10 protein-coding genes are annotated in these 18309 nt (G+C 63.8%); 7 read left to right on the top strand and 3 right to left on the bottom strand.

Going from position 1 to position 18309, the window contains the following annotated elements; all coding sequences use genetic code 11:
* Positions 1-288: 288 nt before the first annotated feature.
* The 4 genes from recC to ACCQ09_RS21780 all read left to right on the top strand — a co-directional run bounded on the left by recC (position 289) and on the right by ACCQ09_RS21780 (position 10441).
* Positions 289-3693 carry an exodeoxyribonuclease V subunit gamma gene (gene recC, locus ACCQ09_RS21795; RefSeq protein WP_228428446.1) on the top strand — a complete coding sequence of 1135 codons (3405 nt, stop codon included), beginning with the start codon at positions 289-291 and terminating at the stop codon, positions 3691-3693.
* Positions 3690-7802, top strand: coding sequence for an exodeoxyribonuclease V subunit beta (gene recB, locus ACCQ09_RS21790; protein ID WP_228428447.1), 4113 nt, complete (start codon positions 3690-3692; stop codon positions 7800-7802). The genes recC and recB overlap by 4 nt, the downstream gene beginning before the upstream one ends.
* Complete coding sequence (gene recD, locus ACCQ09_RS21785; RefSeq protein WP_228428448.1) at positions 7799-9982, top strand: exodeoxyribonuclease V subunit alpha; 2184 nt, start codon at positions 7799-7801, stop codon at positions 9980-9982. Before recB ends, recD begins: the two co-directional genes overlap by 4 nt.
* A 168-nt stretch (positions 9983-10150) precedes the next feature.
* Positions 10151-10441 (top strand): HigA family addiction module antitoxin, encoded by a 291-nt coding sequence (locus ACCQ09_RS21780; protein WP_011039258.1) that lies wholly within the window; start codon positions 10151-10153, stop codon positions 10439-10441.
* A 532-nt stretch (positions 10442-10973) separates the two neighbouring features.
* Here ACCQ09_RS21780 and ACCQ09_RS21775 read toward each other — a convergent pair.
* A complete protein-coding gene (locus ACCQ09_RS21775; RefSeq protein ID WP_011039257.1) occupies positions 10974-11306 on the bottom strand; it encodes a hypothetical protein in 333 nt (110 codons plus the stop codon).
* 264 nt (positions 11307-11570) lie between these two features.
* Here ACCQ09_RS21775 and ACCQ09_RS21770 point away from each other — a divergent pair, with 264 nt between their 5' ends.
* The 3 genes from ACCQ09_RS21770 (at position 11571) to ACCQ09_RS21760 (ending at position 15832) form a co-directional block, all read left to right on the top strand.
* On the top strand, positions 11571-12128 hold the full coding sequence (locus ACCQ09_RS21770) for a hypothetical protein (RefSeq protein ID WP_011039256.1): 558 nt from the start codon (positions 11571-11573) through the stop codon (positions 12126-12128).
* Positions 12129-12679: 551 nt separating this feature from the next.
* The gene (locus ACCQ09_RS21765; protein ID WP_323370264.1) at positions 12680-13495 is read left to right on the top strand and encodes an XVIPCD domain-containing protein; all 816 of its coding nucleotides are present in this window, start codon (positions 12680-12682) and stop codon (positions 13493-13495) included.
* A gap of 1521 nt (positions 13496-15016) precedes the next feature.
* Complete coding sequence (locus ACCQ09_RS21760; protein WP_323370265.1) at positions 15017-15832, top strand: XVIPCD domain-containing protein; 816 nt, start codon at positions 15017-15019, stop codon at positions 15830-15832.
* Positions 15833-16087: 255 nt separating this feature from the next.
* Here the strand turns inward: ACCQ09_RS21760 and ACCQ09_RS21755 are convergent, their stop codons facing one another.
* Together ACCQ09_RS21755 and ACCQ09_RS21750 are read right to left on the bottom strand one after the other, a co-directional pair.
* Positions 16088-16945, bottom strand: coding sequence for an SIR2 family protein (locus ACCQ09_RS21755; protein WP_162866398.1), 858 nt, complete (start codon positions 16943-16945; stop codon positions 16088-16090).
* A 1-nt stretch (position 16946) separates the two neighbouring features.
* The gene (locus ACCQ09_RS21750) at positions 16947-17966 is read right to left on the bottom strand and encodes a ParA family protein (RefSeq protein WP_228428450.1); all 1020 of its coding nucleotides are present in this window, start codon (positions 17964-17966) and stop codon (positions 16947-16949) included.
* Between the last annotated feature and the right edge of the window lie 343 nt (positions 17967-18309).

Genomic DNA, 18309 nt, shown 5'->3' with positions numbered 1-18309 from the left:
TGTCGACGGGCAGTGAGCAATGCGAAGGGCCGTGCAGATGTACGGCCCTTCGCGTTTGTCGGGTGCGTCGCTTAGGAGCGTGCAGCCGGCGAGTGGGTATGCCCGTCGCCGGGACTAGTGGTGCAGCGCTGTAGGTCCATACAGAGGGCATGACAGCGATCATTGCAGTGGCGATGTAGCGACCGCACCAGGCAACGTGCATTGCGCTCTGCGGGGCGCAGTGCGCAATGCACGCATACGCCTCCCCAGACTGCGCATCTCGCCTGCATCCGGCACAATGCCGCACGCATGCATGCCACGTCCGCGCCCGATTTCCGTCTGTACCCGTCCAACGCGCTGGATACCCTGGCCGCCTTGCTCGCCGAAGAACTGCGCCGGCCGGTGCCGGAACAACCGGTGTTGCAGCCGGAGGTGGTGCTGATTCCGCAGGTGGCGATGCGGCGCTGGCTGCAGTCCACGCTGGCGGCCGAGCACGGGGTGGCGGCGAATCTGGAATTCCTCACGCCCGGCGAATTCGTCGCGCGCGCGCTGGAACGCAATCTCGGCCCGGCCGACGACGACCTGGACATGGCTACCACGCAGTGGCGCCTGTACCAGACCCTGCAGGGCGAGCTGGGCAGCGATGCGGCGTTGGCGCCGTTGGCCGGGTATCTGGCCGATGGCGATGCGCTCAAGCCGTGGGCGCTGGCCGGCGAGCTGGGCAGCGTGTTCGAGAAATACCAGGCCTGGCGGCGCGACTGGTTGCTGCGCTGGGAAAGCGGTGCCGATGCGGACGACCCGCAGGCGCGGCTGTGGCGCAGCATCGCCGGCGGGCGGCAGTACCGTGCGCGCCGCATCGGCCAGTATCTGGACCGTTATGCGCGCCCGGACGGCCCGCTGCCGCAGGGTTTGCCGAAGCGGTTGTTTGCCTTCGCCATCCTCAATGTGTCCCCGGACGTGCTGCGCGTGCTGGCCACGCAGGCGCGGGTGGGTACGCTGCATTTCTATCTGCCCACGCCCACGCAAGGCTATTGGGGCGATCTGCAGACGCTGTGGCAGCGCCGCCGCGAGGGCGGGGCGGTGGCGTTGTTCGCCGAGCAGGTGCAGGAAAACCCGTTGCTGCAGGCCTGGGGCGCGGCCGGGCGCGATTTCATGGCATTGGTCGGCGATTACGAAGTGGTGCACCCGCTGGCCGAGATCGCCGCCTACGCCGACCCGCTGGACGCCGGCCGTCGCACGCTGGCCGAGGGTGGCCTGGGCGACAGCCTGCTGCGGCGTATGCAGAGCGACCTGTTCCATCGCCACGCCCCGGCCGTGCCGCCCGTATTGCCGGCGGTGAACCTGCACGACCCCAGCCTGCAGGTGCACGCCTGCCACACGCGATTGCGCGAGCTGCAGGTGCTGCACGACCAACTGCGCGCCTTGCTGGACGATGCGCGCTTCGACCCGCCGCTGCAGCCGCGCGAGATCGCGGTGCTGTCGCCGGACATCGACCCGTACGTGCCGTATCTGGACGCGGTGTTCGGTGGCCATGGCAGCGACGACGGCCTGCCGTACGCACTGGCCGACGCCAGCCCGCTGGCCAGCGAGCCGTTGGCCGATGTGTTCCTCACCTTGCTGGGCCTGCCGATTTCGCGCTTTGGCCTGCACGAGATCCTGGACCTGCTGGCCAGTGCGCCGATCGCCGAGGCCGCCGGGCTGGACGAAGCCGGGCTGGAGCGCCTGCGCGGCTGGCTGCACGGCGCCGGCGCGCGCTGGGGGCTGGATGCGGTGCATCGGCGCCAGCACCAGGCGCCTGGGGATGACGCCTACACCTGGCGCTTTGCGCTGGACCGCCTGCTGCTCGGCCACGCCAGCGGTGCCGAGGACGACATCGACGGCGTGGCGCCCTGGCCGCAGCTGGAAGGCAGCGCGCTGGCCGCACTGGACACCTTGCTGCGGCTGCTGCGCGTGCTCGATCGCCACCAGGCCGCGCTGGCCGAGGCGATGACGCCGGTGCAGTGGCGCGAATGCCTGCTCGGCCTGCTGGAGGCGCTGATTCCAAAAGCCCCCTCGGCGCCGCGGGCGCAGCGCGCGCTGGAGCGGTTGCGCACCTTGATCGACCAGTTCGCCCGCGACGCGGTGCGCGCCGAGTACGCCGGCAACGTGCCAGCCGAGGTAGTGCGTGCGCACTTTGCCGCGGTGCTGGGCGAGTCGGACACGCGCGCGCCGCTGCTCACCGGCGGCATCAGCTTCGGCCGCATGGTGCCGATGCGCCTGCTGCCGTTCCGCGCCATCTGCCTGCTGGGCATGAACGATGGCGACTTCCCGCGCCGCGACCCGGCTGCCGGGCTCAATCGCCTCACCGCCGAGCTGGGCACCGAGCGCCGCCGCCATGGCGACCGCTCCACCCGCGAGGACGATCGCTTTTTGTTCCTGCAATTGTTCGCCTCCGCGCAGGAGGTGTTCTATCTCAGCTATCTCGGTGCCGATGCGCGCGATGGCACGGTGCGCGAACCCTCGGTGCTGGTGAGCGAGCTGTTGGGCAGCGCCGCGCAGTACCACGCCGATCCAAAGGCGATCGATGCGCTGGTGGTGCGCCACCCGTTGCAGCCGTTCGCTGCCGCCGCGTTTGGTGCGGTGGGCGAAGACGGTGCCGACCCGCGCCGTTTCAGCTACCGCCGGCAATGGCGGCCGGCGGTAGACAGCCTGGCCGGGCAACGCCAGCCGCTGGCGCCGTGGGTGGCCGGTGCGTTGCCGGCCGACGCCAGCGCGTTGCCGGCCAGTGTCTCGATCGACGACCTGCGCCGCCTGTTCGCCGACCCGGCCGGGCAGTTCCTGCGCCACCGCCTGGGCATGCGGTTGCCGGACCCGGCCGGCGAAGACAGCGACCTGGAGCCGCTGCTGGCGCCCACCCGCGGGCTGGAGCAGTACGGCCTGCAGCAGCAGGTGTTCGACGCCGCCTTGGCCGGCGATGCCGATGGCCTGTACGAGCGCCTACGTGCGCGCGCACTGCTGCCATCGGGCCCATTGGGGCGGCGCCAGCTCGATGAGCGCCTGCGCCAGTTGCGCCCGTATGCCGACGTATTTCGGCAGTGGCGTGGCGATGAACCGGCGCAGTCGCACCGGCTGCAGGTGGAGATCGACGGTACCAACGTGCACGGCCGCGTGCCCGGGTGGTATGCGAACGGGGTAGGGCGTGTGCAGGTGGGCGCGCTCAGCGGCCGCAGCGCGATTCGCGACGGCCTGGAATGGCTGCTGCTGCGCGCGGCCGGCGAGCGCGTGCCGTTCGTGCGCTTTTTCGAGCACAACGACAGCCTGGGCCCGCATCCGATCGACCCCGAGCCGCTGTCGCAGACGCAGGCACGCGCGGCCCTGGCCGAGTTGCTGCAGCTGTACCGGCACGGCCTGCAGACGCCGCTGGCGTTCGCGCCGTACAGCAGCTGGAAATACCACCAGGCCGCCCGCAACGACGAACTGGACAAGGCCATCAAGGACGCGCACGGCCAGTGGCAATCGAGTTTCGGCTGGAGCGAATCGCACAGCCCGGAGCTGCGCCTGGTCACCCGTGGCCGCGACCCGTTCGGCGATGCGCAGCAGTTCGTTGACTTCGCCCGCACCAGCCATCAGCTGTTCGCGCTGCTCGAACACGGCAGCGCGCCGGAACCGCTGGATCCCGCGCGCGTGATCGAGAGTTGGCGCCAGTGGCGTGGCGCGCAGGACGACGCCGAATGAGCAACAGCCCCGTGACCGACCCGTACCTGCACCTGCCACTGCACGGCGTGCGCCTGATCGAGGCCAGCGCCGGCACCGGCAAGACCTTCACCCTGGCCACGCTGTTTACGCGGCTGGTGGTGGAGCGGCAGCTGCGCATCGGCCAGATCCTGGCGGTGACCTTTACCGAAGCGGCCACGCAGGAATTGCGCCGTCGTATCCGCGAGCGCCTGGCCCTGGCCGCCACCCTGGTCCCCGACGCCCGCGCAGGCGCGGCCGCAACCGAAGCGCAGACAACGCTGCTGCCCGACGCCTCATCGGCTGGTGTAGGAGCGGCCTTGGCCGCGACCGAACCCACCCAGACGCAGGCGAGCGATGCGCCATCGTCTGCGATCAACATGGTCCTGCCCGCGACCGCACCTAGCGATCACCTGTCGCACCCGCCAGCGCAGACACCCCCGCAACCACACGCCCCGGCCGCACCCGACGCCGTCCTCACCCGCGCCATCCTCACCGCACACCTGGCCACCGGCACGGAGACTCCCTCCGCGCTACGCCGCCGCTTGCAGCAGGCGGTGGAAGAAATCGACCTGGCGGCCATCTTCACCATCCACGGCTTTTGCGCGCGCGTGCTGCGCGAACACGCGCTGGAAAGCGGCCAGGCCTTTGCCGCGCCGCAACTGCTGGCCAACGACCGCGAACTGCTCGGCGAGGTGGCCGCCGACCTGTGGCGGCAGCGCGCCGCCGATGCCGCCATGGCCGACGATCTGGTGGCGCTGTGGCCGGCCGGCCCCACCGCCCTGGCCAGCGACCTGCGCGCGCTGGTGCAGCAGCCCGAATTGCTGCCCGCTGTCGCCGCACCAACGCCGGACCCGCAGCCCGCGCGCCAGGCCGCCGCGCAGGCCGTGGTGGCCGCGTTGCGTGCGCATGGCGATACCGCCTACGACGCGGTGGCCGCCGCGTTCGAGCACAAGATCTTCGATGGCCGCCGCGCGCGCCGCCCCAGTTTCGACAAGGCCTTCGAGCAACTGTGGCAGGGCAGTGCCGAGGCGCATTGGGTGCTGGACGACGGCGGCCATCTGGACAAATTGCTGCCGCAGCGCCTGCGCGAATTCTGCAAGGACGGCGCGCACGACCGCGTGCCGTGCTCGCCGCTGTTCGACGCGCTCGCCGTGTGGCAACAGGCCGATGCAGTGGTGCGCCAGTGGGAAGGGCAGCGCCGCATCCGCCTGCTGCATGCGCTGCGCGACGATGCCGTGCTGCAGCTGGCGCAGCGCAAGCGCCAGCGCCGCGTGCAAACCTACGACGACCTGGTCGATGGCGTCGCTCGCGCATTGCAGGGCCCGCAGGCCGAAGCGCTGGTGCAGCGGCTGCGCGCGCAATACGCCATTGCGCTGGTGGACGAATTCCAGGACACCGACGACCGCCAGTGGCAGATCTTCTCGCGTGTGTTCGGGCCCGAGCAGGCCGCAGCGGGCGAGGCATTCGCGCCAGACGATGACGCGGATTTCGACAACGCTGCCGGCGTCCCGCCGCCGCGCCTGCTCGCCTTGATCGGCGACCCCAAGCAGGCCATCTACGGTTTCCGCGGCGGCGACGTGCAGACCTATCTGGCCGCAGCCACCACCGCACAACGCGCCCCGCCGCTGGAGCACAACTTCCGCTCGCGCCCCGGCGTGCTGGCGGCCATCGACGCGCTGTACGCGCAGGCCGGCTATGCCGAGGCCTTCCTCACCGAGGGCATCGCGTTTCATCCGGTGCAGCCGGGCACCAAACGCAGCGACGCCGATCTGCTGCGCGATGGCGCCGCTGCCCCGGCGCTCACGCTGTGGCGCGCGCCTGCGCCGCCGCCGCCGGCGAAAGGCAAACCCAAACCCTGGAGCGCCGGCCGCGCGCGCGAGCTGTGCACCGCTGCCTGCGTGGCGGCCATCCGCGGTTGGCTGGCCGGTGGCCGCGACGGCAGCGCCAGCATCAACGGCCGCCCGGTGCAGGCCGGCGACATCGCGGTGCTGGTGCGTAGTCATGGCGAGGCCACGCGCATCCAGCAAGCGCTGGGCGCGGTGGGCATTCCTGCGGTGGCGGCCGGCAAGCAGAGCCTGTTCGCCACCGACGAAGCACTGGAACTGCTCGCCTTGCTGCAGGCCTTGCTCGACCCGGGCGACGACAGCCGCCTGCGTGCCGCGCTGGCCACCGTGCTGATCGGCGAAGACGCCGCCGCCATTGCCGCCCTCGAACACGACGGCGAGCGTCATCGCCGCTGGCAGCAGCAGGCGCTGGACTGGCACGAACGCTGGCAGCGCGGCGGCCCGTTGGCCCTGGTCGGCGATCTGGGGGCCACGCATGGGCAACGCCTGCTGGCCCTGGTCGATGGCGAACGCCGTCTCACCAACTACCTGCAACTGGCCGAGCTGCTGCAGGAAGCCGACACCCGCGCGCTCGGCCCGCACGGCCTGGTCGACTGGCTGGCACGCCGCATCGCCAATGCCGACGACAACGACGAGACCCAGCAGCTGCGGCTGGAATCGGACGCGCGCCGCGTGCAGATCGTCACCCTGCACAAGAGCAAGGGCCTGGAATACCCCCTGGTGTTCCTGCCGTACATCGGCATTGGCCGTGCCGATAAAAGCCCGGGCCGCCATTGCGTGGTGCACGCGCCGCCGCATGGCCGCCAGCTGCACTGGAACACCTCCAAGTGGAGCACCGACGACACCGCCAGCTGGAGCACCGCCGAGACGGCGTGGAAGCAGGAACAGCGCGCCGAAGACGCGCGCCTGCTCTACGTCGGCCTGACCCGCGCCGAGCACGCGCTGTGGATCGCCACCGGTGCTTTCCACCAGCACGAGCGCACCGCGCTGGCGCCGATGCTGCGCGACCCGGCCGCACTGCAGGCCAGCGCCGGTGCAGGGGTGATCGCCCTCGACGACACCGCGCCGCCGGCCACGCTGCCGCGCCTGCCCGCCGACGACGCGGTGCAGGTGCCCGCCGCGCGGCTGGCGCAGCGCCACGTGGTGCCGGACTGGTGGGTCTACAGCTTCACCCAGCTGGCCAATGCCGACGCCGGCAGCGACCCGATGGCCAGCGCCACGCTCGCCAGCAGTGGCGGCAGCGACGAACCGCCGGCCAGCGAGCCGGTGAGCGCGCCCGCCGAAGCGGAGGCGTTCGACCCCCGCTTTGCCGGCAACCGCTTCGGCGTGGCCATGCACGATGTGTTCGAACGCTGCGACTTCGCCGCCTGGCGCAACTGGTGCCCCGGCCAGCCCGCGCCCGAGGGCCAGGCCGCCGCCATTCTCGAAGCGCTGCAACGCGGCGGCTACGCCCAGGACGAACTGGACGACGGCCTGGCCATGCTCACCCGCCTGGTCGGCCACACCCTCACCGTGACCCTGCCCGAGGGCACCTGCCTGGCCGCGGTGCCCGAGCCGCAGCGCCGCAACGAGATGGAATTCCACTTCGCCATGCGGCCCACCCGCGTGGACGCCCTGCTGGCGCTGCTGCACCGCTTTGGCGTGGTCACCGAGCGCCAGGCCTTCGGCGCGCGCCAACGCCTGGAAGGCCTGATGACCGGCCTGATCGACCTCACCTACTGCGCGGACGGGCGCTGGTACGTGCTCGACTACAAATCCAACCGCCTGCCGGCCTACGACCCCGACGCCCTGGCGCGGGCCATGGCGCACAGCGAGTACGAACTGCAGGCGCTGATCTACACCATCGCCTTGCACCGTTGGCTGCGCTTCCGCCTGGGTGCCAGCTACGACTACGCCCGCGACTTCGGCGGCGTGCGCTACCTGTTCTGCCGCGGCCTGGACGCGGCCCGTAACCCCGCCGCCGACTCCAGCTCCATCCTCGGTTCCGGTTCCGGTTCCGACTCCGACTCCGACTCCGTCAACGGCGCCAGCTCCGTCTCCGGTTCCGACCCCGCCAGCGACGCCATGTCCGATACGCCTGCACCCAATACGCCTGTGCCTGGCATTTACGCCTGGCGCTTCGATCCGGCGCTGGTCCAAGCCCTGGACGCCCTGTTCGCCGGCAATCCCACCGAGCCTCTTTCCAGTGACGCCTTAAAGCCCCTCTCCCCTCGGGAGAGGGGTTGGGGTGAGGGTACGTCCACCACGGGAACGCCCACCCCATGAACCACCCAAACCTCCTAACCGCCCTCAACCAGGCCGGCGCCCTACGCACGCTAGATCTGGCCTTCGCCCAGAGCCTGCAACGCCTGGCCCCGGACACCGACCCCCAGGTGTTGGCCGGCGCCGCACTCGCCTCACTGGCCGTCACCAGCGGCCACGCAGGGCTGGATCCCACCCGCGCCGCCATGCTGCTGGATGCGCGCGAGGGGCCATCGCCCGCGCTCCCGGACCCAACCGACTGGCAACGCACCCTGGCCGCCTCGCGCTGGGTCGACCAACCGAATCCGCAAGAGCCGGCCGCCGCCGACTGCCCGCTAGTCCTCGAACACGGCCTGCTCTACCTGCGCCGCTACCGCGAGTACGAACGCCGCTTGGCACTAGGTCTGCAACGCATCGCCGCCCATTCGCCGCCGCCCTTCGCCGCCGCCACGCTAGCCCCGCTGTTCGAGCAGTTATTCCCCCAGGCTTCCCCTCTCCCCCCGGGAGAGGGTGCCCGAAGGGCGGGTGAGGGTACGGGCCTGCCCGAGCCATCCATCTACCAAGACGGCACGAACCCACCCGAGCCATCCCACCACCAAGACCGCCAAGCCCAAGCCGCCGCCCTCGCCCTACGCCGCACCCTGCTGCTGGTCACCGGCGGCCCCGGCACCGGCAAGACCACCACCATCGCCCGCCTGCTGTTGCTGCGCATCGCCCAAGCACACGCATCCAACACCCCGGCCCCGCGCATCGCCCTGGCCGCACCCACCGGCCGCGCCGCCGAGCGCATGGCCGAAAGCCTGCGCGCCGCCGTCGCGCGCGCCATCGCCAACGGCATCGACCCGGCCCTGGCCGACGCCCTGCCCACCGGTGCCAGCACCCTGCATCGCCTGCTCGGCGTCATCCCGGACTCCCCGCAGTTCCGCCACACCGCCGACAACCCGTTGCCATTCGACCTGATCGTCGTCGACGAGGCTTCCATGGTCGACCTGCCGCTGATGTGCAAGCTGGTCGAAGCCGTGGCCGACGGCACCCAGCTGATCCTGCTCGGCGACGCCGACCAGCTACCCTCGGTGGAAGCCGGCGACGTGCTCGCCGCCATCCTGCAGGCCGCCGGCCCCGGCGATACCCTGCAGCCGCAAGACGCCGACGCGCTGCAACCGCTGCTCGGCAGCGCCCCCCCTGGCAGCACGCCTGCCAGCATCCAGACCGGCGGCCACACCATCAGCCACACCCACACCGGCGGCCTCGCAGGCCACCGCGTCCACCTGCTACGCGGCTACCGCCAAGCAGACAACTTTGCACTCACCCCGTTGGCCGACGCCATTCGCACCAGCGACGCCGACACCGCCCTGGCCCTGCTACGCAGCGGCGAACTGGCCGGCGTGCACTTCCACGAAGACGGCGAGGACCCGCTGGCCCTGGGCCGCGACGCACTGCTCGCGCACTGGCGCGCGCTGGCTGATGCACGCGACCCCGCCGCCGCCCTGCGCGATGCCGCGCGCCTGCGCCTGCTCACCGCCGTACGCGCCGGCCCGCAAGGTGCGCGCGGCCTCAACGCCCGCATCGAACAACTGCTGGCCGAATCCGGCTCCGGCGCCCGCCGCCTCGGCAGCGCCTCGCCCTGGTTCCAGGGCCGCCTGCTGCTGATCACCGAAAACAGCTACCGCCACGGCCTGTTCAACGGCGACGTCGGCATCTGCCTGCGCAGCGAAGCAAGTCCCTTCTCCGGTCACAGTGACGAAAGCCCGTCTTCAGGACCAAGCCAGTCCGGCGGCACCGCCAACCGCCACGACCCAGGCACAGACAGCCGTGCCCAAGGCCCGTTGGTCGCCTGGTTCGAAGGCGACGGCGACGGCCAGGTGCGCGGCTTCCACCCGGCCGCCTTGCCCGCCCACGAAAGCGCCTTCGCCATGACCGTGCACAAGGCCCAGGGCAGCGAGTTCGACACCGTCTGGCTGCAACTGCCCACCCGCGACGCCCGCGTGCTCAGCCGCGAACTGCTCTACACCGGCATCACCCGCGCCCGCCGCGCCCTGCACCTGGCCGGCAGCGAGGCAGCGCTGCGCGCAGCGCTCGCACGGCACGCCGCGCGTATCTCCGGCCTGGCGTGGCGGTTGGGTGGGGAGCAGATGCAGCCGGCACCCGTTGAGCAAACAGCAGAACCACCCACTGTCACGCCTGTGCAGGGGTCGTTGTTCTGATGGACGCGAGCCGGCGCAATGGCGGCAGGGAAAAGTGTTCTCAGGCAAAGAGCTGTAGCAAAAGGCAGTTATTCGAAACTTTCGAATAACTGCCGCCGACAGCAATAGCTGCGACACCAATCATTAAAATCGCGGCGATCATTGCCACTGAGCAAGAGGCATCTGTCCATGACAGTCCTACCCAACATCCACCCCGGCGAAATCCTGCTTGAGGAGTTCCTCGAGCCGATGGGCATCAGCCAGAACGCACTGGCGCGGGCCACCGATGTACCGCCGCGCCGCATCAACGAGATCGTGCTGGGCAAGCGTGGCATCACCGCCGACACCGCCGTGCGTCTGGCTGCAGCGTTCGGCACGACCGAGCGCTGCTGGCTGGGCCTGCAAGCCGATTACGAGCTCGAAGAGGCGCACCGCGCGCTGGGCGATCTGCCGTCACGGATCAAGCGGCTGGCGGCTTGAGGGGAGGGGGTCTCGCACGTCACGCTGACAACGGAGCACGCCCAGTGACCTGTAAGGCCTGTCGATGGCGTAGCAGCGCGTGAGCGTGCACAGGCAGGAACGCGCACACTGATGCCTGGTGTCACCCTAAACGCGAGGTCAGGCGATCCACCTGACCTCGTCTGCCAGGTAGCAGGCCGGGCGGCTTACTTGCCCTTCTTTTCCTGCTTGGCCGCGCGCTTTTCCTTCAGCGTCTTGGCCGGCTCTTTCTTCTGGCTCTTTTTCTGGTCCATCCCCTTGCTCATGACACCCTCGTAGTTGCTGGATTGATCGGTCGGGCAGCGCCATGACCCTGGCGTGCCTGCGCACTGTAAGGCTTGCGCGCGCTGGATGGCAGGGGAGAGCAGGCGGAGCGACGGGCGGTGGGCCATGCTTGGCGTTTCCTCAAGGGGCAGGCGCCGGCCGATCGGCGCGGCCGGCAACCCCACGAACGCAAAAACGCCCGCGTGCGACGGTCAAGGTCTGCACGCGGGCGCTGGCGACAGCGGCGGCCTTACTTGGTCGGCACGCGCTGGTACTGCTCGCCGCCGGTATTGAGGTGGCCGTTGGCCTCATCGATGGCGAAGTTCACCGTTTCGCCATCGTTGCTGACCTGCAGCGCCCCGTCCTTGTAGACCGCCGGGTAGCTCTCGGTCTTGGGGGTGCGGCTGAAGAACTTCGGCGTGGTGCTGCGGACCATGAAGGTCTCGCCATTGCGCTCGATGTCCATCGTCTCTTCCTGCGTCTGCACGTTGACCCAGTGGCCGACGAACTTCTCGCCCTCCACCTTGGCGCAACCGCTCACCAGCAATGCCGCGGCCAGCGCGGTGCCCATCCACTTCATCATCGTGTGTTCTCCCGTTGAGGCTGGGGCGAGGATGGCGGGTTGGGGATGTACGGGAGGTCAAGGCCGCACAATGGTAGGCCGAATATGAGCGCCCCTCATACCCTGAAAAAACACAACCTCACCGCGTTACCCGCTACTTCCTTGCGCGCACAGAAAAAGGCTGGAAGATCACCAAACAGCTTGAGCTATGGGTAAGCTGAGGTCGTCTTGCGGCCCCGCCAAGGGGGGCTTTCAGATGCCTCCGCCATGAAGTAAGGAGAAATAATGAGTATGGGCGCCTATCACCTGAATCCATATCTCGCCTTTGCTGCAGTGATTTGTGTCTCGACGGCGGGATGTACTTCGCCTGCGCAGGCAGTTGCGTCGCAGCGCGAGCATCCGAGTCAGCACAAGGAGCAAGCTCCGGTCGCTTGTCCCTCGAAGGATTTCAACACGTTTCTTCAGCGATATGCCGATGTTGCCAATGACGACGCACGTCGCCGTTTCACTAACGACCCGTTGGAGTACGAGGTTCCGACTCATACGGTTGAAGAAGAAACTGAGTCATCACCAGATACGCATATCTCCAAGCGAACCGGCCCCTCTCGCCTTGAATTATTCCCCTACCGGTACTTCAAGGATGCGAAAGTATTCGATCAACTAGCCGCAGGAAGAAGCAAGCCTGAGCCAAAAAGTGAGGTTGGCTCTCATGTCTCCGTAGAGCTGACGGCTAACGAAGGTCGTAAAGTAAATTTCGGTATGGAATACGAAGTAGATACATACGTATTCGAGAAGCGTCAGGGCTGTTGGTACCTGACACGGGCGATTAATCTCAGGGACTGACAAGGAGTTGGGAGATGGCAGCACAGGATGTTAAACAGCAGACCCCCTATCGCGTCATTCAACTTGAGTGGGATGCGGAAAAAGGTGAGCGCAACGAGGCTGTCGGAAACTTCGACGAGTTAGTTACGCACCATCCCAAAAGCAACAGTGATGCTCATCTGGTCGACGGCAAAGTCGTGGGCGGTCAAGCAGGTCGGACGCTGGGAGTGGTTGGTGGCGAAATCCAGGAGATCGAAGTCTCCAAGGCAGGTAAGGACTATGGCCTTCGTCCTGATCAGGTATTGTTGAAGAAGGACTTCATGCTTGAGGATTCCAGGTTGCCTTCTGGGCCTTCTTCAAGGTCGCTGGATGTTCCGTCGCCCGTTGCCGGCGTTGTTGGTACGGTCAATACGTCAAAGGGGTTGGTAGATGTGCTGGATCGGGAAGGTGGTGATGTCATCCTCCGTGTCCGGCATATGTCGCCACTCCACGTAAAGGCTGGCGATCAGGTCGAGTACGGCCAGGCGTTAGGCGTGCAAGGCAAGCAGGCAACAGGAGCAATTCACGTGCATATGGAGGTGGACAGTCGCTACTACCAACACTACGAGAACTATGTAGGCGATCTGGTCAGCGGTCGCCTGTCCATCGATGCAGAAAGGCGCGATCGTGGCATTGAACCCAGGCCGTTCGTGGATGACGGAACAATCCGCATCGGTGGATCGTCCGAGATGGTTCAAAAGGTGCAGCAAACCTTGAATGCGGAAGGCTATCGCGGCGCAGACAATCAGCCACTTCAGGAGGATGGTGTCTACCGCCTGTCGATGCAGGCAGCAGTGATCAACTACCAGCAGGCGCACGGCCTCTCTCAAACAGGTGACATCGACCCCGCGACATTGCAGCAGATTGCTCCGCGTACCTTCCCGCCCGAGCTGAATCGGGAAGATCACAACGCCACGCCAACCTATCGCAATCTCCAGGGCGCCGTGCCCTCGCAAGACCCACTACATCGTCAGGCCGAAGAGGACGTGCGCCGCCTGGAGCAGAACCTTGGCCGCGACTATGACGACAACAGCGCGCGGCTGGCGGCCAGCAGCGCCCACCTGGCCAAAGCGAACGGACTGACGCAGATCGACCACGTTGTGTTGAGCAATCAAACAGCGGCCGTGGGGAAAGGCGAGAACGTGTTTGTGGTCCAGGGCGCATTGGATAATCCCGCCCATCTGATGGCTCATATGAAGACCAGCGATGCTATCGCTCAGCCTGTGGATCAGTCGCTTTCGCAGCTGCAGACACTGCGCGAAACGCAGCGGCAGCAACAGGCCCAGCAGCAAAGTCAGCAGCAGGATCAACAACAGCAGCTGAGCGCGCCCCAGCATCGAATGGTCTGAGCAGCTGAAATTTTCGTCCGGCAGTTTGACTCAGCGGCCGACGAGTTTCTCGACTCCAGCTCGGCGCAGGCGGTCACCGGCCGTGCCGCGCCAGTGCGGTTCCCATCCACTTCATGATCGTGCGTTCTCGCGGTGAGGCTAGGGGTGAGCATGGCGGAGGGGATGCGCGGGAGGCCAAGGTGGACCCGACCAGGCCTTCTCACGTGAGCGCTAGCGGGGGTAGAGAAAGTCAACCTGACCCCGTTACCCGTGGTCATGGACGGTGTGGCACCGGCATGCTCTATCTGCTCGTGCGCACCGAGAAAGGATGGAAGATCACCAAACGGCTTGAGCTATGGGTAAGCTGAGGTGGTCTTGAAGCAGACGCCGAGACGGGCGTTCAGATGCCACCGCCATGAATAAGGGAAGAATGATGCGCATGCGTGCCTGTCACTTGAATCCATATAGCGCCTTTGCTGCGGTGCTTTGTCTCTCTATGGCGGGATGCACTTCGCCCGCCCAGGCAGTCGCCCCACAGCGCGAGCATCCGAGGCAGCACAACGAGCAAGCGTCGGTCGCTTGTCCCTCGCAGGAGTTCGCCACATTTCTTCAGCGCTATGCCGATGTTGCAAACGATGACGTCCGTCGCCGCTTCACGAATGATCCGCTGGAGTATGAGGTCCCGACTTACACTGTCCAAGACGTAACGCCGTCATCACCGGCCACGCACATCTCTAAGCGGAAAGGACCTTCTCGCCTCGACCTATTCCCTTTTCGTTATTTCAAGGATGCAAAAGTCTTTGATCAAACTATTCCAGGGGCAAAGGGGCCCGAGCGACAAAGTGAGGTTGGATATCCAATGTCAATTGAGGTGACCGCAGGCGACGGGCGCAGGGTGGACTTTGGTATGGAGTATGAGATGGATACTTATGTCTTCAAGCGAAGCAGGGGCTGCTGGTACTTGACTCGCGTAATCAACCTCAGAGACTGACAAGGAGTTAGTCCATGGCAACATCAGATGCTACCCGGCAGGTCCCGTATCGCGTCATCCAGCTCGAATGGGAAGCTAAGAAGGGATACACCAACGAGCCTGTCGAAAACTTCGACGGCTTAGTCACTCACCACCCAAATAGCAACAGATTCGCTCGCCTGGTCAACGGCAGCGCTGTGGGCGGTGAGCCAGGTCGCACGATGGGGCTGATTGGCGGCGAAATGCAGGAAATTGAGGTCGCCAAACCGGGCAAGTCCTATGGCCTTCGTTCTGACCAGGTGTTGTTGAAGAAGGATTTCATACTTGAAGATTCCAGGTCCCCCACCGGACCGGCTTCAAGAGCGCTCGATGTCCCATCACCCGTTGCGGGAGTAGTAGGTGCCGTCGATGCGACCGGGGGTTTGGTGGAGGTTCGGGACAGACAAGGTGGTGACGTCATCCTGCGTGTCCGGCACATGTCTCCACTTCACGTAAAGGTTGGTGATCAGGTCGAGTACGGTCAGGCACTAGGCGTCCAGAGCAAGCAATCAACTGCAAAGATCCACGTACACATGGAAGTTGATACTCGCTACTACCAACACTACGAGAATTACGTAGGCGATTTGGTCAGCGGTCGCCTGTCGATCGATGCAGAAAGGCGGGATCGTGGCATTGAACCCAGGCCATTCGTGGATGACGGAACTATCCGTATCGGTGAATCGTCCGAGATGGTTCGCAAGGTGCAGCAAACCTTGAATGCCGAAGGCTATCGCGGCGCAGACAATCAGCCACTTCAGGAAGATGGCGTCTACCGCCTGTCGATGCAGGCAGCAGTGATCAACTACCAGCAGGCGCACGGCCTCTCCCAAACGGGGGACATCGACCCTGCGACATTGCAGCAGATTGCTCCGCGTACTTTCCCGCCCGAGCTGAATCGGGAAGATCACAATGCCACGCCAACCTATCGCAATCTCCAGGGCGCCGTGCCCTCGCAAGACCCACTACATCGTCAGGCCGAAGAGGCCGTGCGCCGCCTGGAGCAGAACCTTGGCCGCGACTATGACGACAACAGCGCGCGGCTGGCGGCCAGCAGCGCCCACCTGGCCAAAGCAAACGGACTGACGCAGATCGACCATGTCGTGCTGAGCAATCAGACAGCGTCCGTCGGACGCGGTGAGAACGTGTTTGTGGTCCAGGGTACATTGGATAACCCCGCGCATCAGATGGCGCACATGAAGACCAGCGACGCTATCGCACAGCCGGTGGGGCAATCTCTTTCGCAGCTACAGACGCTGAGCGAAACGCAGCGGCAGCAACAGGCCCAGCAGCAAAGCCAGCTGCAGGATCAACAACAGCAGCTGAGTGCGCCCCAACATCGAATGGTCTGAGCAACTGAAACTTTCGTCTGGCAGCTTGACTCAGTGGCCGACGAACTTCTCGACCGCCACCTTGGAGCAATCGCTCACCAGCAGTGCGGCGGCCAGCGCGGTGCCCATCTACTTCATTATCGTGTGTTCTCCAGTTGAGGCTGCGCTGAGGATGGCGGGTGGGGGATGTCTGGGAGGTCAAGGTTTCTTTGCGACGCGGACTCGAATAACAAGAGTCGCTCACGCAGTCAAAAAGTTGACCAAGCCCACAACGTCTTAATTTCTTGCCAGATTCACCTTAGTGACCAAATCATTCAACGCAACACCGAAGTTTTTATGATCACCCGCGCTGTTCTCGTACTGAATAAAATTTAAATTCAAGCTTGATCCAACTACCTTTAAAACATCAGGGTGCAGGGATCCTTTGCTAATCATGAAGTAATGACTCCCACCAATGGCGTGCTTATATCGATAGTCTTCGAGAAGTAGCCTAATGTCAGGATCGTCCAGTCCGCAGCCTAAAAAAAGAAATGTATGGGTACAAAGGAGCGCTCTAACTAAATCATAGACGGCGCTGGACTGAGAGCGAGCCTTTGCATAATCGCTTGCCGTAAAAATAAGCTTATCTGGGGTAGTTATGCTTCCGTGTAGCTTTACAACCACAGGATATTTGGACCTTAAAGCTTCTGCAACGTCGTCATCGTAATATTCTTTAACTAGAATAGTGTTTCCAGTTTCTTTTTTTACATAAGTATCATAAATTGCGTCAAAATTTGGAGTAATTGTAAATCTAGCGTCTAGCTGAAGAAGGTGCTTGTGTACTTCTGACGCAGAAAACCCTGGGTCGTGGAAGCTTTCGCGTAGCAACTGTTTAAATTTATCCCTACCCATCTCTTCGCGAATCACATCGCAAGCTAATAGAAGATTGCTCTGTTGAACAAGCTCCTTTAGGCTAGGTTGCAGCCTTTTGGGAATTTTCTTTATTGCTTTTTCTAAGAAAAATTTCCCAGTAGGAGGGCGAGTTTTATTATCGGTTCCAAGGGAATTGGCAGATACCCCTGATCCAAAAAAAATTACTACCCGACGAAGTGATATCTCCTCAACCAAATCCCTTGGCCAATCTATCACTTTCACATCAATTTCCTTTGGAATTCATGTTGGCCTTGAATTTGTCAACTATTCCGGATATTACGCTGTCAAACTGCCTCACTTTGTCGAAATGAGCTCCGACCACCCCATCTGCTTTCTTGAGCGCAAATATCGGCACGGTCGCAGTTTGTGCCATAGGGACTAGGCTTTGAAAGTAAGGAATTTCTCCGAGTTTGTAATTTAGCTTCTGACCTTTGTTAAGAGGTAATATCAGGTGTTTGCTAACAAGTGGATCTATTTTCTTAATTATTTTTTCATATGCTGAAACCGGCTGTTTCTTTCCATCGACAGTTTTCGCAGTGTACTGCTGAGTTACGTAGCCTAAAAAGCTTACTCCAAGTTCGCTCAGCGCATCGCCAGACTCCACTTTGAAAGACGTCCCCTGATCCTCTTTGAAGCTTACCAGTCCTCTTTCTATCCCCTTGGTCCAGTTTTTTAGAGCTACTTCAATATTTTGAAGACCTCTCAGGCTAAAGATGTCAGATGACATGGGGAGGATGAAGTGGTCGCTTGATAAAAGAACCGTTCTATTGATCGCTCCCAACGAAGGACCCATGTCGAAAAAAACCAAATCGTATCCGTCTGATCTTGCCCATGAAATAAGGTTTCTGAAGAAAAAGGTAGTTCTAAGTCCCCGTTCATCTCCAGCAATTGCGTCAAGCCAGTCCTTTGCTAGAAAATCTTCCGCTAGAGAAAACTTAGGGTCGCCGGGAACTATGTCTACGTTAAAACCATCGCTTCGTAGAACCGGTGGTATGCCGTAGCCCTTCGACTTCTTAAGGCTGGCTATAAGCGAATTTATTGTCGCGCTATCGGAGGAGGAGGATGCGTAAAGCTTGTCTAAGACCTTTTCCTTAATCATGTATGCAGTCGCATTACACTGAGGGTCCGCATCAACAACTAGAACTTTTTTGCCTCGCTTGATTGAGAAATAAGCTGCGAGGTTACACAAAAGCGTTGTCTTCCCCACTCCGCCCTTGTTGTTGAAAACACAGATGGTTCGCATTCTTTGTTTTTCCTAGGTGGGGACTTTATGCCCCGAAGCATAAAAAATATAGTGGATCAGTAAGGATAAAGGAAGGAGGCGGTGTACTTTAGCGCGGTGACATGGCGCGGCGGAAGCAACAGGCTGGTAACACGACCAACTCGACACGCGGCTGATTTTTTTAAAAACGGGGTCAGTTTCACTCACGCAGTTCCTCTGCACTTCGGGAACTGGCTGCAACCTAGGAAGTTCTCGCCGGTGCGTCGGTTCCTTCTCTGCACAAGTGCGCTGCGGCAGCATGCGCAGCTTGGGGTAGCGACTGTTGCGGAGGCAGTGGACTCAGCTGAGGCAAAGACTAGAGACA

It is taken from the genome of Xanthomonas sp. NCPPB 2586 (assembly GCF_041475775.2).
In the GTDB taxonomy this organism is placed as follows: domain Bacteria; phylum Pseudomonadota; class Gammaproteobacteria; order Xanthomonadales; family Xanthomonadaceae; genus Xanthomonas; species Xanthomonas campestris.
This window is presented reverse-complemented; position numbering and strand designations above follow the sequence as displayed.